The sequence below is a fragment of the Luteimonas sp. MC1782 genome (assembly GCF_014164605.1).
Taxonomy (GTDB): domain Bacteria; phylum Pseudomonadota; class Gammaproteobacteria; order Xanthomonadales; family Xanthomonadaceae; genus Luteimonas.
The window spans coordinates 1934533-1950661 of the sequence record NZ_JACJFT010000001.1 but is presented as its reverse complement, the minus strand read 5'-3'; the positions used below and the strand labels follow the sequence as shown (position 1 = coordinate 1950661).

At 71.2% G+C, this 16129-nt stretch carries 16 protein-coding genes; 11 read left to right on the top strand and 5 right to left on the bottom strand.

What is annotated here, in order from left to right; translation table 11 throughout:
- The first annotated feature begins 32 nt into the window (after window positions 1-32).
- From H5368_RS09100 to H5368_RS09085, 4 genes are read left to right on the top strand one after another with little or no spacing between them, the layout of a single operon-like run.
- Window positions 33-833 (top strand): lysophospholipid acyltransferase family protein, encoded by an 801-nt coding sequence (locus tag H5368_RS09100; protein ID WP_182823477.1) that lies wholly within the window; start codon window positions 33-35, stop codon window positions 831-833.
- Entirely contained in the window at window positions 830-1822 is a 993-nt protein-coding gene (locus tag H5368_RS09095; protein WP_343203898.1) for an alpha/beta fold hydrolase, read from the top strand. The genes H5368_RS09100 and H5368_RS09095 overlap by 4 nt, the downstream gene beginning before the upstream one ends.
- 56 nt (window positions 1823-1878) lie before the next feature.
- A complete protein-coding gene (locus H5368_RS09090; protein ID WP_182823475.1) occupies window positions 1879-3951 on the top strand; it encodes a tetratricopeptide repeat protein in 2073 nt (690 codons plus the stop codon).
- Window positions 3952-3971: 20 nt separating this feature from the next.
- On the top strand, window positions 3972-4580 hold the full coding sequence (locus H5368_RS09085; protein WP_182823473.1) for a YbhB/YbcL family Raf kinase inhibitor-like protein: 609 nt from the start codon (window positions 3972-3974) through the stop codon (window positions 4578-4580).
- Window positions 4581-4602: 22 nt separating this feature from the next.
- On the opposite strand, the gene H5368_RS09080 is transcribed toward H5368_RS09085, so the two are convergent.
- Window positions 4603-5424 carry an META and DUF4377 domain-containing protein gene (locus H5368_RS09080; RefSeq protein WP_182823471.1) on the bottom strand — a complete coding sequence of 274 codons (822 nt, stop codon included), beginning with the start codon at window positions 5422-5424 and terminating at the stop codon, window positions 4603-4605.
- Window positions 5425-5492: 68 nt separating this feature from the next.
- A complete protein-coding gene (locus H5368_RS09075) occupies window positions 5493-6287 on the bottom strand; it encodes an undecaprenyl-diphosphate phosphatase (protein WP_182823469.1) in 795 nt (264 codons plus the stop codon).
- Window positions 6288-6536: 249 nt separating this feature from the next.
- Between H5368_RS09075 and glnA the strand changes: the two genes are divergently transcribed.
- Both glnA and H5368_RS09065 read left to right on the top strand, forming a co-directional pair.
- Entirely contained in the window at window positions 6537-7946 is a 1410-nt protein-coding gene (gene glnA / locus H5368_RS09070; RefSeq protein WP_182823467.1) for a type I glutamate--ammonia ligase, read from the top strand.
- Window positions 7947-8298: 352 nt separating this feature from the next.
- Complete coding sequence (locus tag H5368_RS09065) at window positions 8299-9060, top strand: N-acetylmuramoyl-L-alanine amidase (RefSeq protein ID WP_182823465.1); 762 nt, start codon at window positions 8299-8301, stop codon at window positions 9058-9060.
- Here the strand turns inward: H5368_RS09065 and H5368_RS09060 are convergent.
- Window positions 9044-9607 (bottom strand): YceI family protein, encoded by a 564-nt coding sequence (locus H5368_RS09060; protein WP_182823463.1) that lies wholly within the window; start codon window positions 9605-9607, stop codon window positions 9044-9046. The two genes, H5368_RS09065 and H5368_RS09060, sit on opposite strands and share 17 nt — an antisense overlap.
- 50 nt (window positions 9608-9657) lie before the next feature.
- Complete coding sequence (locus tag H5368_RS09055; RefSeq protein ID WP_182823461.1) at window positions 9658-10365, bottom strand: pirin family protein; 708 nt, start codon at window positions 10363-10365, stop codon at window positions 9658-9660.
- A gap of 321 nt (window positions 10366-10686) precedes the next feature.
- Between H5368_RS09055 and H5368_RS09050 the strand changes: the two genes are divergently transcribed.
- The 5 genes from H5368_RS09050 (at window position 10687) to H5368_RS09030 (ending at window position 15203) form a co-directional block, all read left to right on the top strand.
- The gene (locus tag H5368_RS09050) at window positions 10687-11277 is read left to right on the top strand and encodes a YceI family protein (RefSeq protein WP_182823459.1); all 591 of its coding nucleotides are present in this window, start codon (window positions 10687-10689) and stop codon (window positions 11275-11277) included.
- A 70-nt stretch (window positions 11278-11347) separates the two neighbouring features.
- Window positions 11348-12448 carry an ATP-binding protein gene (locus H5368_RS09045; RefSeq protein WP_182823457.1) on the top strand — a complete coding sequence of 367 codons (1101 nt, stop codon included), beginning with the start codon at window positions 11348-11350 and terminating at the stop codon, window positions 12446-12448.
- A complete protein-coding gene (ntrC, locus tag H5368_RS09040; protein WP_182823455.1) occupies window positions 12435-13865 on the top strand; it encodes a nitrogen regulation protein NR(I) in 1431 nt (476 codons plus the stop codon). The genes H5368_RS09045 and ntrC overlap by 14 nt, the downstream gene beginning before the upstream one ends.
- Before the next feature lie 58 nt (window positions 13866-13923).
- Complete coding sequence (locus tag H5368_RS09035) at window positions 13924-14493, top strand: superoxide dismutase family protein (RefSeq protein ID WP_182823453.1); 570 nt, start codon at window positions 13924-13926, stop codon at window positions 14491-14493.
- An 86-nt stretch (window positions 14494-14579) separates the two neighbouring features.
- Window positions 14580-15203, top strand: coding sequence for a superoxide dismutase family protein (locus H5368_RS09030; protein ID WP_182823451.1), 624 nt, complete (start codon window positions 14580-14582; stop codon window positions 15201-15203).
- Between the two features lie 7 nt (window positions 15204-15210).
- Here the strand turns inward: H5368_RS09030 and H5368_RS09025 are convergent, their stop codons facing one another.
- Window positions 15211-16122, bottom strand: coding sequence for a hypothetical protein (locus H5368_RS09025; RefSeq protein ID WP_182823449.1), 912 nt, complete (start codon window positions 16120-16122; stop codon window positions 15211-15213).
- Window positions 16123-16129: the final 7 nt, after the last annotated feature.

The following is a 16129-nucleotide window of genomic DNA, read 5'->3' as shown; positions in this document are numbered from 1 at the left end:
CCGCGCCTGCGGCCATCCGGTATCTTGCGGGCATGCGTTCCCCCATCGTCGACACCGCGCCCGCCGGTGGCTGGCTGCTGCGCGGCTGTCGCCGTGCCGTGCGCGCGCCGCTGCTGCTTGGCCACCTGCTGATCCTCCTGCCGCTGACCATGCTGGTGGTGTGCCTGCCGCTGGCGCGCATCGATGTGGGCGGCGAAGACCTCGGCCATCGCGTGATCCGCGCCTGGCAGGCCGGCCTGATGCGGGTATTCGGGTTCCGCCTGCGGCGGATCGGCACGCCCTTGCCGGGTGCCACGATGTTCGTCGCCAACCATGTCAGCTGGATCGACATCAGCGCATTGCACAGCCAGCGGATGATGGGCTTTGTCGCCAAGCACGAGATCGCCGGCTGGCCGCTGATCGGCTGGCTGGCCGGCAAGGGCGAGACCCTCTTCCACGAGCGTGGCAGCCGGGAGTCGCTGGATGGCGTGCTCGACGCGATGCTGGCGCGCCTGCGCGGTGGCCACTCGGTCGGCGTGTTTCCCGAAGGCCGGACCCGCGACGGCCACCAGGTCGGCCCGTTCCATGCGCGCATCTTCCTGGCGGCGGTGGAAGCCGGCGTGCCGGTGCAGCCGGTCGCGCTGCGCTATGGCGAGGGCGGCAGCGCGCAGCATGTGGTGGCCTTCGGGCCGCGCGAAAACATGCTGCAGAACCTGCTGCGCCTGATGGGCGAACCGTCGCGCGTGGCCGACGTGGTGTTCCTGGAACCGGTCGCGCCGGGCGATGCCGAGGGCCGCGCGCGCATCGCGCGCATCGCCCGCGACCGCATCGACGCCGCCATGCGCGGGGCGTGAGCGACCCGTTCGCCAGCGACTATGCGCCGCCGCGCTGGTTGCGCAATTCGCACGTGCAGTCGGTGCTGGCATCCAGCCCCATGCGTCGCCGCCGCGGCCTGGCGGCGCTGGCCGCGACCGGCGCCCACACCGCCAGCATGATCATCGACGGCGGCGACGGCGTGCGCCTGCTCGGCCTGCACAGCCACATGCCGGGGATCGAGCCGCGCGGCATGGCGCTGCTGCTGCACGGCTGGGAGGGCAGTGCCGAATCGAGCTACATCTGCCTGACCGCGGCGCACTTCCTGGCGCGCGGCTACGACGTGCTGCGGCTCAACTTCCGCGACCACGGCGGCACCCACCACCTCAATCCCGACATCTTCCATTCCGCGCGCATCGACGAAGTGGTGCACGCCGCCGCCGACGTCGCACGGCGCCTGCCGCGGCCGCGCATGGTGGCGGCAGGCTTCTCGCTTGGCGGCAACTTCGCGCTGCGCCTGGCGCTGCGTGCGCCGGCGGCGGGGCTCAGGCTCGACGGCGTGGCCGCGGTTTGCCCGGTGCTGGACCCGGCCGACACCATGCTGGCGATGGAGCGCGGCTTCCCGCTGTACATGCGCCACTTCGAGAACCGCTGGCGGAGCTCGCTGGCGCGCAAGCGCGACCTGTTCCCGGATCGCGTGGGCTTCGACCGCGACACGCTGCGCCTGCGCATGCGCGCGCTCACCGAATGGCTGGTGCTGCGGCACACCGACTTCGGCAGCCTGGACGCGTACTTCGACGGCTATTCGATCGCCGGCGACCGCCTCGCGGCGCTGCAGGTGCCGGCGCAGATCCTGACCAGCGCGGATGATCCGGTGATCCCGGTGTGGGGCTTCAGGCAGGCGCGCCTTGCGCCGTCCACGCGGCTCGAGATCGCGCGCTGGGGCGGGCACTGCGGCTTCCTGGAAGGCCCGCGGCTGGACGGCTACGCCGAGCGCTGGGTGGCCGCGCGCCTGGCGGTCCCGGACTGACGGCGGGCTACAATCCCCGCTTTCAGGCGCCTGCGCCTGCAGCAGACGGATATCCCATGCAGCAACAGATCCTCGAGGCACTCACCCGCGGCGCCAACAGCGACGCCCTTGCCACCGCCCGCGACTTCGTCGCCACCAATCCGGATGACCCCCAGGCACACCGCCTGCTGGCGCTGGCGGCAGGTGCCACTGGCGACGTCGCCGCGGCGCAGGCCAGCATCGACCGTGCGATCGCGCTGGCACCCGATGACGCGGATCTCCATTTCCAGCGCGCCGGGCTGCTGGTCGGTGCCGGGCAGGTGGATATCGCCCACGAGGCGCTGCGCGCCACCGTCGAGCTCGATCCGAACCAGCTGCGCGCCTACATCCTCCAGGCACAGCTCGCGATCGGCCGCAACGACCTGGACGAGGCCGCGCGGCTCGCGCGCCTGGCAGCGCGGATCGACGAGGAGCATCCGTTGCTCCGGACCGTGGAAGGCATGCTCGCGCTGCGCGCCGGCGCGGTCGACAAGGCCGTCGCGGTCCTGTCACAGGCCGCCGAGCGGGCTCCGGACGACTTGCAGCCGCGCTACGCGCTCGGTTTCGCGTACATGGCCAAGGGCCACCTGGCGTTCGCCGAACAGGCGTTCCGCAGCGTCCTGGCAAAGCTGCCGGACGCCGGCATGCTGCGCGCGATGATCGCCGAGCTGCTGTGGCGGCAGGGCCACGCGGCGGCCGCAGCCGACGAGCTCGCACCCCTGCTGGCCGACCCGGCAACCGCGACCACCGCGCTGCGTCGGTTTGCCGGCGAACTCAATCTTGCCGCGGGACGCAACGAGCGCGCCCTGCCGCTGCTGCAGGGTGCGCTTGCGGACAATCCAGGCGACCAGCGCACGGTGTCCGCACTGACCGAGGCCTGGCGCCGGATGGGTCTGGCGCAGGATGCGCGCCGCACGCTCGACGCGGCACTCGCCACGTCGCCCGACATCGATGCGCTGTGGCACGCGCGCATGGTGTTCATGAGCGACCTCGACGAGGGCGACGCCCTGGTCGCACGTTGGCGCGAGACGCTGCCTGCGTCGCTCGCGGCCCTTGAAGCCGAAATGACCCTGCACCTGAGCAACGCCCGCAGCGACGAGGCGGAGAACGTCGCGCGCGCGATCGCCGAGCTGGCGCCGGGCCACGAACACGCCGGCCTGCGCCTGCTCCTGGGCGAGGTGCGACGCGCGCCGAAGGACGCCATCGCCCGCATCGAGGAGATGCTCCTCCAGGGCGGGCTTGCGCCGCAGCGCCAACAGTTGCTCCACGAATGGCGCGCGCTGGCGTTCGACGCCCTCGACCAGCCCGAGTCGACGGTTGCGCTGTGGACCGCCCAGCATCGCGTGGTGATGGATGAGCGCCTGCCGCTGCCCGAGCTCACCGCGCCGCGCACCGACTGGCCGGAACGCGCGCAGCCGACGGGCAAGGAAGCGCCGGTGGCGTTCCTCGTCGGTGCCCCCGGTTCGCTCGTGGAGCGCCTGGCGGCAATCCTGTCGGGCAGCCTGACCACGTTCCGTGGCGATCGTTTTGGTCCCTCGGCACCGCCGGATGCGCTGCAGCACTACAGCACGCCGCTCCGCCTGGCGTCGCGGGAGCTGTCACCGGGCAACGTCGCATCGAGCTGGCAGATGGCGTTGCCCGCGCGCGGCATCAAGGCCGACGTGGTCGACTGGCTGCTGTGGTGGGACAACGCGCTGGTGGCCCTGCTGCGTGACCAGCTGCCGCAGGCCAGGCTGGTCGTCGCCCTGCGCGACCCGCGCGACATGCTGCTCGACTGGCTCGCATTCGGCGCGGCCACGCCGATGCGCATCGAGTCCCCGCGGCTTGCCGCGGAGTGGCTCGCGGCGTCGCTTGTCCAGGTGGCCGACCTGCACGAACAGGACCTGGTGCCGCACAGCCTGGTGCGCATGGACGACATCGCCGACAAGCCGCGGGCCGTGGCCGGACTGCTCGGTGATGCGCTGGGCATCAGCCTGCCGACGCCTCCGCCCGGACTGTTCGGCACCGACCGCCTTCCGGCCGGTCGCTGGCGCAGCTACGCCGGTCCGCTGGCCGGGGAATTCGCGATCCTCCAGCCGGTGGCGCGCCGCCTGGGCTATCCGGAATCCTGACACCCGCGGAGGACAACCCCATGCAGATCAGCAGCGACGACTTCCAGCACGGCCAGCCGATCGGCGTCGACTTCGCCCTCGGTGCGGCCGACGGCTTCGGCGGCAACCGCAATCCGCAGCTGTCGTGGCGTGACGCGCCAGCGGGCACGCGGTCCTTCGCGCTGCTGTGCATCGACACCGACGCGCCCACCGATGCCGCGCTGGTCGGCGCGCCAGGCGTGGAGATCCCGGTGGAACACCCGCGCGGTGACTTCATCCACTGGGTGATGGTGGACATCCCGGCCGATGTCGGCGACATCGCCACCGGCAGCTGCAGCAACGGCGTGGATGCCCGCGGCAAGCGTGCGCCGGCCGGTCCGGCGGGCGCGCGCCAAGGGCTCAACGACTACACCGGCTGGTTTGCGGGCAACGCCGACATGGCCGGTGACTGGTTTGGCTACGACGGCCCGTACCCGCCGGCCAACGACCTGCGCGGGCACCGCTATTTCTTCCGTGTGTTCGCGCTCGACGTGGCGAGCCTCGGCGTTGGCGACCGCTTCACCGGCGGCGATGCGCTGCGCGCCATGCAGGGCCACGTGCTGGCCGAAGCCGCGACCTGGGGCAGCTACAGCCTGCACGCCGCGGCCTGACGCCACGGCGCGCGCGGCGGCGTCAGTCGGCCGGCACCAGTTCCGACTCGACCACCATGTCGAGCACATAGGCGACCGCCGACGCGTCGGCGGGCACGTCCCTGCGCTGATAGCGATCCAGGCGCACCACGGTGCGGGTGCCTGCCCGGTGGTCGTAGCCCTCGATCTCCTGGTACAGCGGCCCCCACGCGCCGGCGCCCGTGCGCAGGCCAGCGGCGTCGTACTGCAGCTCGCGGACCTGCAGGCAGCGGGAGTCCGGCATCACCGGGTGATGGCAGTCGACGCGCTCGGCGGCGACTTCGAGGAACACGCGCTCCGGCGCCATGCCGAATCGGGTCTGCGCCGTGGCTGTGCCGATGAAGGCAAGGGTGTCGCCAGCGGCATTGACCAGTTCCAGGCGCGGCGGGTCACCGGCGACCAGGGTCACCGCATGGTCGCCGGCCAGGCGCGTTCCGGCCGCGCGCTCCATCGCCATCAGCGCGGCGTCGGCGCAGGCCATCTGCGTGCTGATCAGCTGCCCGATCGCCAGGCGGGCGCCGGCGAGCGCCGCTTCGCCGCCCATGCGGTTGCAGGTGTTGCCCACCGCGACCCGGCCGTCGGCGAAATCGAGCTGCAGCGGCTTGTCGGGATTGGCGAACAGGGGCTCCATGCGGCGGCCGTCGGCGCTGGTCGCGGCGTCGAGGTGCCAGTGGTGGGCCGCGAGTGTGCCGGCCAAGCCGCGCGCCGGAGTGGCCGCGGTGTCGCCGACAGGCGTCGGCGCGACCCGGGGCGGCGACGCGTCATGCGGCGCCGGGGTACAGGCGGCGAGCGCCAGCGGAAGGACAAGGATCAGCAGCGGCTTCATGGTGTGCTCCATGGACGTGGGCCAGGTTCAACGCCCGGGTGGCCGCGATGGGGTTGCGGCAAGCGCGGTCAGTCGCCGGTCGGCAGCCACAGCAGCAGCGCGGCACCGAGCAGGATGCGGTAGACCGCGAAGCCGGTGAAACGGTGGTGCTCGATGTAGCCGAGCAGCCACTTCACCACCAGGAATCCGGTCACCGTGGCGGCCGCGAAGGCGATGCCGACGTCGGCCCAGTTCTCGCCGCCGACCGCGCCCTCCTGCACCAGCTCCAGGAACGTGTAGGCGCTGGCGGCGAACATGGTCGGGATGCCCACCAGGAACACGAATTCCGCCGCCGCAGGGCGGCGGTTGAGGCCGAACAGCATGGCGATGAAGATCGCCGCCGCCGAGCGCGAGGTGCCGGGGAAGACGCCCGCGACCACCTGCGCCAGGCCCACCAGGATGGCCACGGTCCAGGTCACGTCGATGCTCTCCGGCCGGCGTTCGGCCACCCGCTCCGCGACCAGCATCCACACGCCGCCGATCACCAGCGCCCAGGCGATCGGGGTCACGGTCTCGGGCAGCTCCCAGCCCAGCAGGCGCACCGGCAGGCCGACGATCGCGGTGACCAGGAACGCGGTGGCGAGCTTCAGCGCGTAGTCTCGGTGGCGGGCCTCGCCAAGCCCGGTGGCCAGGGCCCAGATGCGCTCGCGGAACACCAGCGTGATCGCCAGGATCGCGCCGGCCTGGATGACGATGTTGAAGAAGTCCGAGCGCGCGCCCAGCCAGTACTGGGCGATCAGCAGGTGCCCGGTGCTCGAAATCGGCAGGAATTCGGTGAGGCCTTCAAGGATGCCCAGCAGCAGGGCGGCCAGCGGATCGGTCATCGGCGCGGAGTTCCGTGAATGGGTGGCATGGCGCGCGGACACAATGCGCGGCGCGGCGGCAGCATAGCGGAAGCGTTACGCACCAATCAGGTGCACGAAGCCGTGTTTATCGGCCTGTCTTGGTGCAATGTGTCACCAGCCCTGGCTGGAATCCCAGAAAATTCAATTGCTTGCGGGTTGGCATGCGGCTTGCGTCGATCAACGGGTCAGGGTCGCCCGCGACCCATCCCAATGCCCCAGGAGCCTGCCATGTCCCTCGAACACGTCGAAAAGCTGATCAAGGACCACAAGGTCGAATTCGTCGACCTGCGTTTCACCGACATGCGTGGCGTCCAGCACCACGTGACCTTCCCGACTTCGATCGTCGAACCGGCGCTGTTCGAGGACGGCAAGATGTTCGACGGTTCCAGCATTGGTGGCTGGCGCGGCATCCACCAGTCCGACATGGTGCTGCTGCCCGACGGCAACAGCGCGTTCCTCGATCCGTTCACCGCCGATCCGACGCTGGTGATCACCTGCGACGTGCTCGACCCCACCACCATGCAGGCCTACAACCGCGACCCGCGCGGCATCGCGCGCCGCGCCGAGGCCTACCTCAAGTCGAGTGGCATCGCCGAACAGGCGTTCTTCGGCCCCGAGCCCGAGTTCTTCATCTTCGACTCGGTGCGCTACGCCAACGACATGGGCCACACCTTCTTCCACGTCGATTCGGAAGAGGCCGCGTGGAACTCCGGCCGCGAGTACGAAGGCGGCAACACCGGCTACCGTCCGGGCGTGAAGGGCGGCTATTTCCCGGTGGCGCCGCTCGACTCGCTGCACGACATCCGCGCCGAGATGTGCAAGACGCTCGAAGCCGTCGGCATCGAAGTGGAAGTGCACCACCATGAAGTCGCCAACGCCGGCCAGTGCGAGATCGGCACCAAGTTCAGCTCGCTGGTGCAGAAGGCCGACGAACTGCTGACCATGAAGTACATCGTCAAGAACGTGGCGCACCGCAACGGCAAGACCGCCACCTTCATGCCCAAGCCGCTGGTCGGCGACAACGGCAGCGGCATGCACGTGCACCAGTCGCTGGCCAAGGGCGGGGTGAACCTGTTCTCCGGCGACGGCTACGGCGGCCTGAGCCAGACCGCGCTGTGGTACATCGGCGGCGTGTTCAAGCACGCGCGCGCCATCAACGCGTTCGCCAATTCCAGCACCAACAGCTACAAGCGCCTGGTGCCGGGCTTCGAGGCGCCGGTGATGCTGGCCTACTCGGCCTCCAACCGCTCGGCGAGCTGCCGCATCCCGTACGTGTCCAACCCGAAGGCGCGCCGCATCGAGTTCCGCTTCCCGGATCCGATGAACTCCGGCTACCTGATCTTCACCGCGCTGATGATGGCGGGCCTCGACGGCATCAAGAACCAGATCGACCCGGGTGGCCCGAGCGACAAGGACCTCTACGACCTGCCGCCGGAAGAGGCCAAGGGCATTCCGACCGTCTGCCATTCGCTCGACCAGGCGCTGGAAGCGCTCGACGCCGACCGCGAGTTCCTCAAGGCCGGTGGGGTGATGAGCGACGACTTCATCGACGCCTACATCGCGCTGAAGATGAAGGAAGTCACCGCGTTCCGCGCCGCCACGCATCCGCTCGAGTACCAGATGTATTACGCGATCTGATTCGTCGGCGCGGGTGCCGGATGCCAATGCCCTTGAGGACTCATGTCCCCCGGCGATGGCCTGGCGGCCATCGCCTCCTCCTTGACTTCGCCCTCAAGGGCATTGGCACCCGGTACGTCGCAGCGCGCGGTGGTGGGAGGAGCAAGTGCCACAGCCTGCGATCTGGCGGATGCTTTTCGTTACCCGCGGGCTGCGCGGAGCCCCGAAGTGGCCGTGAGGCCTTCGCGGGGAAGTCAAGGAGGAGGCATCCGCCGCCAGGCGGATGCCGGGGGACATGAGCCGCGAAGGCCTCGCGGCCACCTCAGGGCCCTGCACGGTTGCATTGCGCGGCGATCACGGGTTCGATTGCCTCATGAACATCAAACCTCTTGCGGCAGTCCTTTGCCTCGCCCTGCTCGCCGGCTGCGCCCACCAGGCACCGCGCAACCCGCTGGCGACCTGGGTGCCTTCGCCGAATCATGACGAGCGCCGCCCGGTGATCATCGTGCTGCACTACACCGAGCAGGACTCGGTGGAGCAGAGCCTGCTCACGCTGCGCACGCGCAACAGCGGCGGGCCGGTGAGTTCGCATTACCTGGTCGGCGACGACGGCGGGATCTACCAGCTGGTCGCGGACGGCCATCGCGCCTGGCACGCCGGCGGCGGCAGCTGGGGCACCATCACCGACCTCAACTCGGCCTCGATCGGCATCGAGATCGACAACGACGGCGTCGAGGACTTCACGGACGCGCAGGTGGATGCCCTGCTGCGCCTGCTCGACGACCTCACCACGCGGCTGCGCATTCCCCGCAGCCAGGTGATCGGCCATTCCGACCTGGCCCCGTCGCGCAAGATCGATCCCGGCACGCGGTTCCCGTGGCGGCGGCTGGCCGAGGCCGGCTTCGGCATCTGGCCGGCCGACGATGCGCCGGCCGCGCCGGAAGGCTTCGACCCCCTGCAGGCGCTGCGCCTGCTGGGCTATCCGCTCGACCAGCCCGAGGCGACCATCCGTGCGTTCCGCATTCGCTTCCGCGGCGATGCCGGCAGCGTGCTGGATGCCGAGGACCATCGCATCCTGCACGCGCTGACGCGGCCGGACGGCGCCGGCCTGCTGACGCCTACTTCGCTGCAGTGAACCGGACGCGGGTCGAGATCGCGACCTCGTCCGGGATCATGCCGGTGTCGGCCCAGTCGCCACCGCCCACGCCGAACGCCAGGCGCTTGACCACCGCGTTGCCGGACAGCAGCGGCTGCGCGCCGGGCGTCCAGGTGAAGGTAAGCGTGACCGGCTTGCTGACGCCGCGCAGGCTGAGCGTTCCGTCGGCGGCGTAGCGGTTGCCGCCGAGGCTGCGGAAGCCGCTCGCGGTGTAGCGTGCCTGCGCGAAGCTGGCGATGTCGAAGAAGTCCTTGCTGACCAGGGTGGAGTCGCGGTCGGCGTTGCCGGTCACGGTGCCCGCCAGCGGGATCAGCACGTCGAGCTTCGCCGCGGCGGGCGCGGCGGGGTCGAAGCTCAGGGTGGTGGTGAAGCGCGGGAACTGCCCGCTGAAGGTTTCGCCGTCGTACTCGCTGGCAAACGTCAGCGCGGAGCCAGCGGCCTGGACGTAGTCGGCGGCGGCAGCGGGTGCGGCGAAGCCGAGGGCCGCGGCAAGCGCGAGCGGCAGGATGATGTGGCTGGAACGCATGGCGATCTCCGGAAGGTTGCGGCCGCGGCGCGGGTTGCGCCGTGGCGATGTCAGTGGATGCGTGGCAGGTCGAACACGAGGACCTCGGCGCCCACGCCGTGCGCGATCTCGATCCGCGGCTCGTCGGCGTACAGCAGGGCATCGCCGGCGACCAGCGGGTAGCCATTGACCGTCACCTCGCCGCGCGCGACATGCACGTACGCCAGCCGACCGGCGGCGATCTCCTGGACCGCCGTCTCGTCGCCATCGAACAGGCCTGCGGACATGGTGGCATCCTGATGCAGGGTCACTGAACCGTCGCGCCCGTCAGGGCTGGCGACCAGCCGCAGGCGGCCGCGCTTGTCGGCCTCGGGGAAGGCCTTCTGCTCGTAGCCCGGCGCGAGGCCGCGCGCCGACGGGATGATCCAGATCTGCAGGAAATGGGTGCTGCGCCCGCGTTCGTGGTTGTACTCGGAGTGCGCCACGCCGGTGCCCGCGCTCATGCGCTGCACCTCGCCGGGGACGATGGTGCCGTCGTTGCCCATGGAATCCTTGTGCGCCAGCGCGCCGTCCAGCACGTAGCTGATGATCTCCATGTCCTGGTGGGAATGGGTGCCGAAGCCCTGGCCGGCCTGGATGCGGTCCTCGTTGATGACCCGCAGCGGGCCCCAGTGGACGTGCGCGGGGTCGGAATAGCCGGCAAACGAGAAGCTGTGCCAGGAGTCGAGCCAGCCATGGTTGGCGTGGCCGCGGGCCTTGGCGGGGCGAAGGGTGATCATGGGTGCCTCCAATGTCGGGCGTCGGGCGGTGCGCCGCGCTGGGAGCAAGTCTGGTTGAATCCAAAATCAGAATAAAGGCAATATAAATGGTGATAAGTCAACAAATTTGGAACGATCTCCGCTGCCAAGGCGTAGCGGGGCCACGAAGCGCATTCAAGTGAGTGTTCCAAATATGTGACGATTAGTGTCTTTGTTGATGATAGACGACAGCGTTCAGAACGATAGACTTCACCGGCACCGAAGGACGTGGACGCATGGCGTTCCCATTTCCGTAACGGCACCGATGATCATCATCCAACCAGATTTCCCGGAGACCCAGACATGACCACCACCTTCAAGCGCATCCTCCTCGCCGGCGCGCTGTCGCTCGCCACCGCCAGCGTGTTTGCCGCGCCGGTCACCTACAAGATGGACCCCGCGCACACCGACGTGATCGCGCAGTGGAGCCACTTCGGCTATTCCAACCCGATCGCCCATTTCGGCAATGTCGACGGCACCATCGTCTATGACGCCGACAACATCGCCGCGTCCAGCGTCGAGGTCACCCTGCCGATGAGCGGCATGTCCTCGCACGTGGCCAAGTTCGACGAGCACCTGCGCAGCGCCGAGCTGTTCGACGTCGCCAACTTCCCGGAAGCGACCTTCAAGAGCAGCAAGGTGGAGTCCGCCGGCGAGGGCAAGCTCACCATCACCGGTGACCTGACCATCAAGGGGGTGACCAGGCCGGTCGTGCTGGCCGCGACCATCAACAAGGTGGCCGACCACCCGATGAGCAAGCAGCCCAGCGCGGGCTTCGACGCCACCGCCAGCTTCAAGCGCTCCGACTTCGGCCTGGGCCTGTACGCGCCGGCGGTGAGCGACGAAGTACAGATCCGCATCACCACTGAAGCCTCGGTGCCCAAGGCGAAGTAAGCGGCGCCGCACGGAACGACCGCCGGCGTGGCACTCGCGCCGGCGGCCGGGTTTGCACTAGATTGGTGCAATGACCGGACTCAGTCCCGCCCACGACACCCTCGCCACCCCGCTGCTGCTTGCGGATGCCGAAGGCGTGGTGGTGGCGGGCAATCGCGCCTGCGCGCAATGGCTGGGCGTCGGCGCCAAGCGCCTGCCCGGCCTGCCGCTGGCCGCGCTGGAACATGGCGATGACCGCCTGCAGCGCGCGCTGCACGCACACGGCCCTGGCGAAACCGTACGCCTGCCGCGGATGCCCCTGGCGTTCCCGGGCGCCGCGGCGCATTTCGCCGACGCCTGGCTGACGGCCCGGGACGACGGCGGCTGGCTGCTGGAAGCACATCCGGTCGACGAGTTCGGCGGCGGCGATCCGGTCGCGGCCCTGCCGTCGGCGCTGTCGGCCGCGCTCCGCGGACTCGCCCATGAGCTGCGCAACCCGCTTGCCGGCCTGAAGGGCGCGGCCCAGCTGCTCGCGCGCCGCGTCGGCGACGATGCCGACTCGCGCGAGCTGGTCGCGCTGATGGAATCCGAGGTCGGCCGGCTGACCCAGCTCATCGACCAGCTGCTGCAGCCGGTGCCGCCGCGGGCACACGCCCCGCTCAACATCCACGCCGTGCTTGAACGCGTGCTGCGCCTGGCGGAGAACGATGCCGGCTGGGCGGTGAAGCTGGTGCGCGATTACGACCCCAGCCTGCCGGAACTCGACGGCGACCCCGACCGCCTCACCCAGGCGGTCTGGAACCTGGTGCGCAATGCGATCGAAGCCGGCGCCGGCGCCGTGGTGCTGCGCACGCGCGCGGAGCATGGCCTGCGCATCGGAGGCGAGCCGCACGCGCTTGCGCTGCGCCTGGAGATCGTCGACGACGGCCGCGGCGTGCCCGAGGCGCTGGCCGAACAGGTGTTCCTGCCGCTGGTGTCGGGGCGCGCGGAGGGCACCGGGCTCGGCCTGGCGCTGGCGCAGCAGGTCGCGCGCGAGCACCGCGGCAGCATCGCCTACCGTTCGCGCGCGGGGCACACGGTGTTCACCCTGCTGCTGCCGTACCCGCCGCCCACCGACGTCGCGCGCGACGCGGGCAGCGGTGGCGAACGCGACCAGGGCAACGCCGCGGAGATCGTCCATGACCGACGCTGATGCTGCACGCGTGTGGGTGGTCGACGACGACCGCTCGGTGCGCTTCGTGCTTGCCACCGCGCTGCGCGACGCCGGCTACGCGGTCACCGGCTTCGAGTCGGCGGGTGACGTCATGGCCGCGCTGGACCGCGCTGGTGCCGGCCCGGACCTGCTGTTCACCGACATGCGCATGCCGGGCGACGACGGCCTGGCGCTGCTCGACGCGCTTCGCCAGCGCCTGCCCGCCCTGCCGGTGGTGGTGATGAGCGCCTACACCGACGTCGCCAGCACCGCGGGCGCGTTCCGTGGCGGGGCGCAGGAGTTCCTGTCGAAGCCCTTCGACCTCGATGACGCGGTGGCGCTGGCGGCACGCGCGCTGGACAGCCGTGCCGACGCCGGCGCGCCAGCGGATGCCACCGCCACCGGGCCGGACGCTGCCGCCAGCGACGCCCTGGTCGGCGACGCACCGGCGATGCAGCAGCTGTTCCGCGCCATCGGCCGGCTGGCGCAGGCGCCGCTGTCGGTGCTGATCACCGGCGAAACCGGTACCGGCAAGGAACTCGTGGCGCGCGCGCTGCACCGCGAGTCGCCGCGCGCGCAACGGCCCTTCGTCGCGCTCAACACCGCGGCCATTCCCGCGGAACTGCTGGAAAGCGAACTGTTCGGCCACGAGGCGGGTGCGTTCACTGGCGCCAACCGCCGCCACGTGGGCCGCTTCGAGCAGGCGCATGGCGGCACGCTGTTCCTCGACGAGATCGGCGACATGCCGGCGCTCCTGCAGACGCGGCTGCTGCGCGTGCTGGCCGAAGGCGAGTTCTTCCGCGTCGGTGGCCGCGAGCTGATCCGCGTCGACGTGCGCGTGCTGGCCGCCACCCACCAGGACCTCGAGGTGCGGGTCGGCGACGGCAGCTTCCGCGCCGACCTGCTGCACCGCCTCGACGTGGTGCGCCTGCGCCTGCCGCCGCTGCGCGAGCGCCGCGAGGACATCCCGCGGCTGGCCGAGCGCTTCCTGCAGCGCGCCGCGACGCGCTTTGACGCAGCCCCCAAGCGCCTGTCGCCGGCGGCGCTGGCGCGGCTGATGGCCCATGACTGGCCGGGCAACGTGCGCGAGCTGGAAAACCTGTGCTGGCGGGTGGCGGCGCTGGCACCGGGCGAGGTGGCGGGCGTGGAGGACCTTGGCGAGACCCTGGCCGCGGGGCACGCGCTGGCGGCGGCGGACGGCGCGGCCTGGGAAGAGAGCCTGCGCGCCTGGGCGCTGGCGGCGTTGGCCACGCATGCCGACGGCATCCACGCACGCGCCCGCGAGCGCCTGGACCAGGTGCTGCTGCAGGCGGCGCTGGACCACACCGGTGGCCGCCGCAGCGAGGCCGCCGCGCGCCTGGGCCTGGGCCGCAATACCCTGACCCGCAAGCTTGGCACCAGCCGTGGGCGACGCTGAGCGCCGGCGTGGCGGATCACGTTGCGGCAACGGTGCCACCGGTTAGGCTCGGACCGCGATGACCCCACCCATTCCTTTTCTCCACCCCTTGCGCGCCGCGGCCTGCGCCCTGCTTGCGGCGGGCTTGCTGTCCGCCTGCGCCAGCGGCCCGCCGCGCGCGTCCACCGCGGCACCCGCCACGTCCGCGGCGCTGCCGCGCGCCGAGTCCGGCACGGCCCGGCAAGCGGTGGCCAACCTGTCGGCGGCTTCGGCCACCCTGGTCAGCGGCCGCGTCGCGCTCACGGCGGAAGCCGGTGGCGTGCGCCTGGCCGGCGAGATCGGCGGCCTGACCCCGCATGGCGCGCACGTCCTGCAGGTCCACGAACGGGGCGATTGCAGCGCCGTCGACGCCTCGAGCGCGGGCCGCTATTTCGACGCCTCCGGGCGCGGCGTCGTGGATGGCGGCAGCGACCGCGTGGTCGCCGATGCGCGCGGCGTGGCGCAGGTCGCGCAACTGGTGCCCGCCGCGGTGCTCGGCGGTGGCGCCGCCAATGACATCGCCGGCCGCGCGCTGGTGGTCATGGGCGCGACATCGGGCGCCACCGGTGCGCGCGTGGCCTGCGGCGTGATCAGGCTGCCGGCACCATGAGCCGCGCGGCACCTGCCCGCAGCGGCGTTGCCCCCACCCCGTTTGCTTGCTCCGCGCCAGCCGGCGCGCCCCGAAGGGAGTTCACCATGCGTACCACCAGCCTCACCCTGCTTGCCGCTGCGTTGGCGCTCGCGCTGTCCGCCTGTGGCGACCGCGCCGCCGTCGATGACGCCGCCACACCGACCACCGCCGACGTACCGCGCGAGTCCACGCCGGATGTCTCGCCGCCCCCCTACGTGCCCGCGGACGACGCGCCTGCGAGCGCCGTGGCCGCGCTGGCCGCGACCGCCGGCAACACCACCGCCGGCGAGCTGCGCTTTGCCGCCGTCGACGGTGGCGTGCACATCACCGGCCAGGTCACCGGCCTGGAGCCCGGCACTGAACATGGCTTCCACGTGCATGAGACCGGCGACTGCAGCGCGCCCGACGGCAGCAGCGCCGGCGGTCACTTCAATCCCGCAGGCACCGCGCATGGCCGCGTGGGTGGCGCCGCCCACCATGCCGGCGACACCGGCAACATCACCGCCGATGGCGCGGGCGTGGCGCAGGTGGACACACGCCTCGAAGGCGTGACGCTTGGCGACGACGCAGCCACCGACGTGATCGGCAAGGGCGTGATCGTGCACGCCGATCCCGACGACTACACCACCCAGCCGACCGGCAACGCCGGCGCGCGACTGGCGTGCGGCGTGATCGGCCCGGGAGCGTAAAGACGCGTCAGAGTGCGTCGTGCGGATCGCCGCTGGCGTGCGCGAACGACACCGTGATGCCGTGCGCGCGCAGCACGCTGGCGAACTGGCGCTGGCGTGCCTCGAAATGCGCGAAGCCGCGCGCCAGGCGTGCATGCCGCACGTCGTCGGCTTCATCAGCGGCCTCGACGGCGCCAGTGGCATAGCGGGCGCGCCACGCGTCGGGCGAGAGCAGCGCCATGCGCACTTCGCCGTCCGCGTAGCGCAGCAGTGGCTCGGGCGGGGCGTCGAGCCAGGCTTCGCGCGCCGGTGACAGCAGGGCGGTTTCCAGCAACGGCCACAGAGGCTCGAGTCCCGCGTGGCCGTACTGCAGCGCGGTCATCGCGCACAGGTCGTGCACGGTGAGGTAGCGCGCGTGTTCGACTCTCAGGCCGAACGCCTCCTGCATCGCCAGCGCGGTCGCCGCGCCGGCCATGCCTTCTTCCATCAGGTCGGCCTCGCAGCGCGCGGCGACGCGCGCCACTACCGCCGGGTCGCCGTCCAGCACGAACGGCAGCAGGCGCAACGGGCCGCCGCCGAAGTCCGCCGATGGCGACAAGGCGCCAGGCAACTGGCCGGCGTGGTGGCCGAACGCGATCACGCGCGCACCGCCGCCCGCCGCGCGCGGTGCCCGCGCCGCCAGCTGCCACAGCTCCTGATGCAGCGGCCAGCCGGGGCGCAGCAGTTCGACCGGATCGTAGTGAGCCGCGACCAGCGTGCAGTCGAGCAGCGCGGCATCGGGCGCGAACGCCGCGAGGTCGGCGGCGACCAGCGCCGCGAGCTTGCCGGCCTGCTCCTGCGCCACGCTGTCATGCGCCACGCCCGCGCCATACGCGAGCTCGAGCGCCAGTGCGCCAAGCACGCGGCGTTGTCCGTGAACCGGTGGAGTGATCTCGTTCATTGGCCCT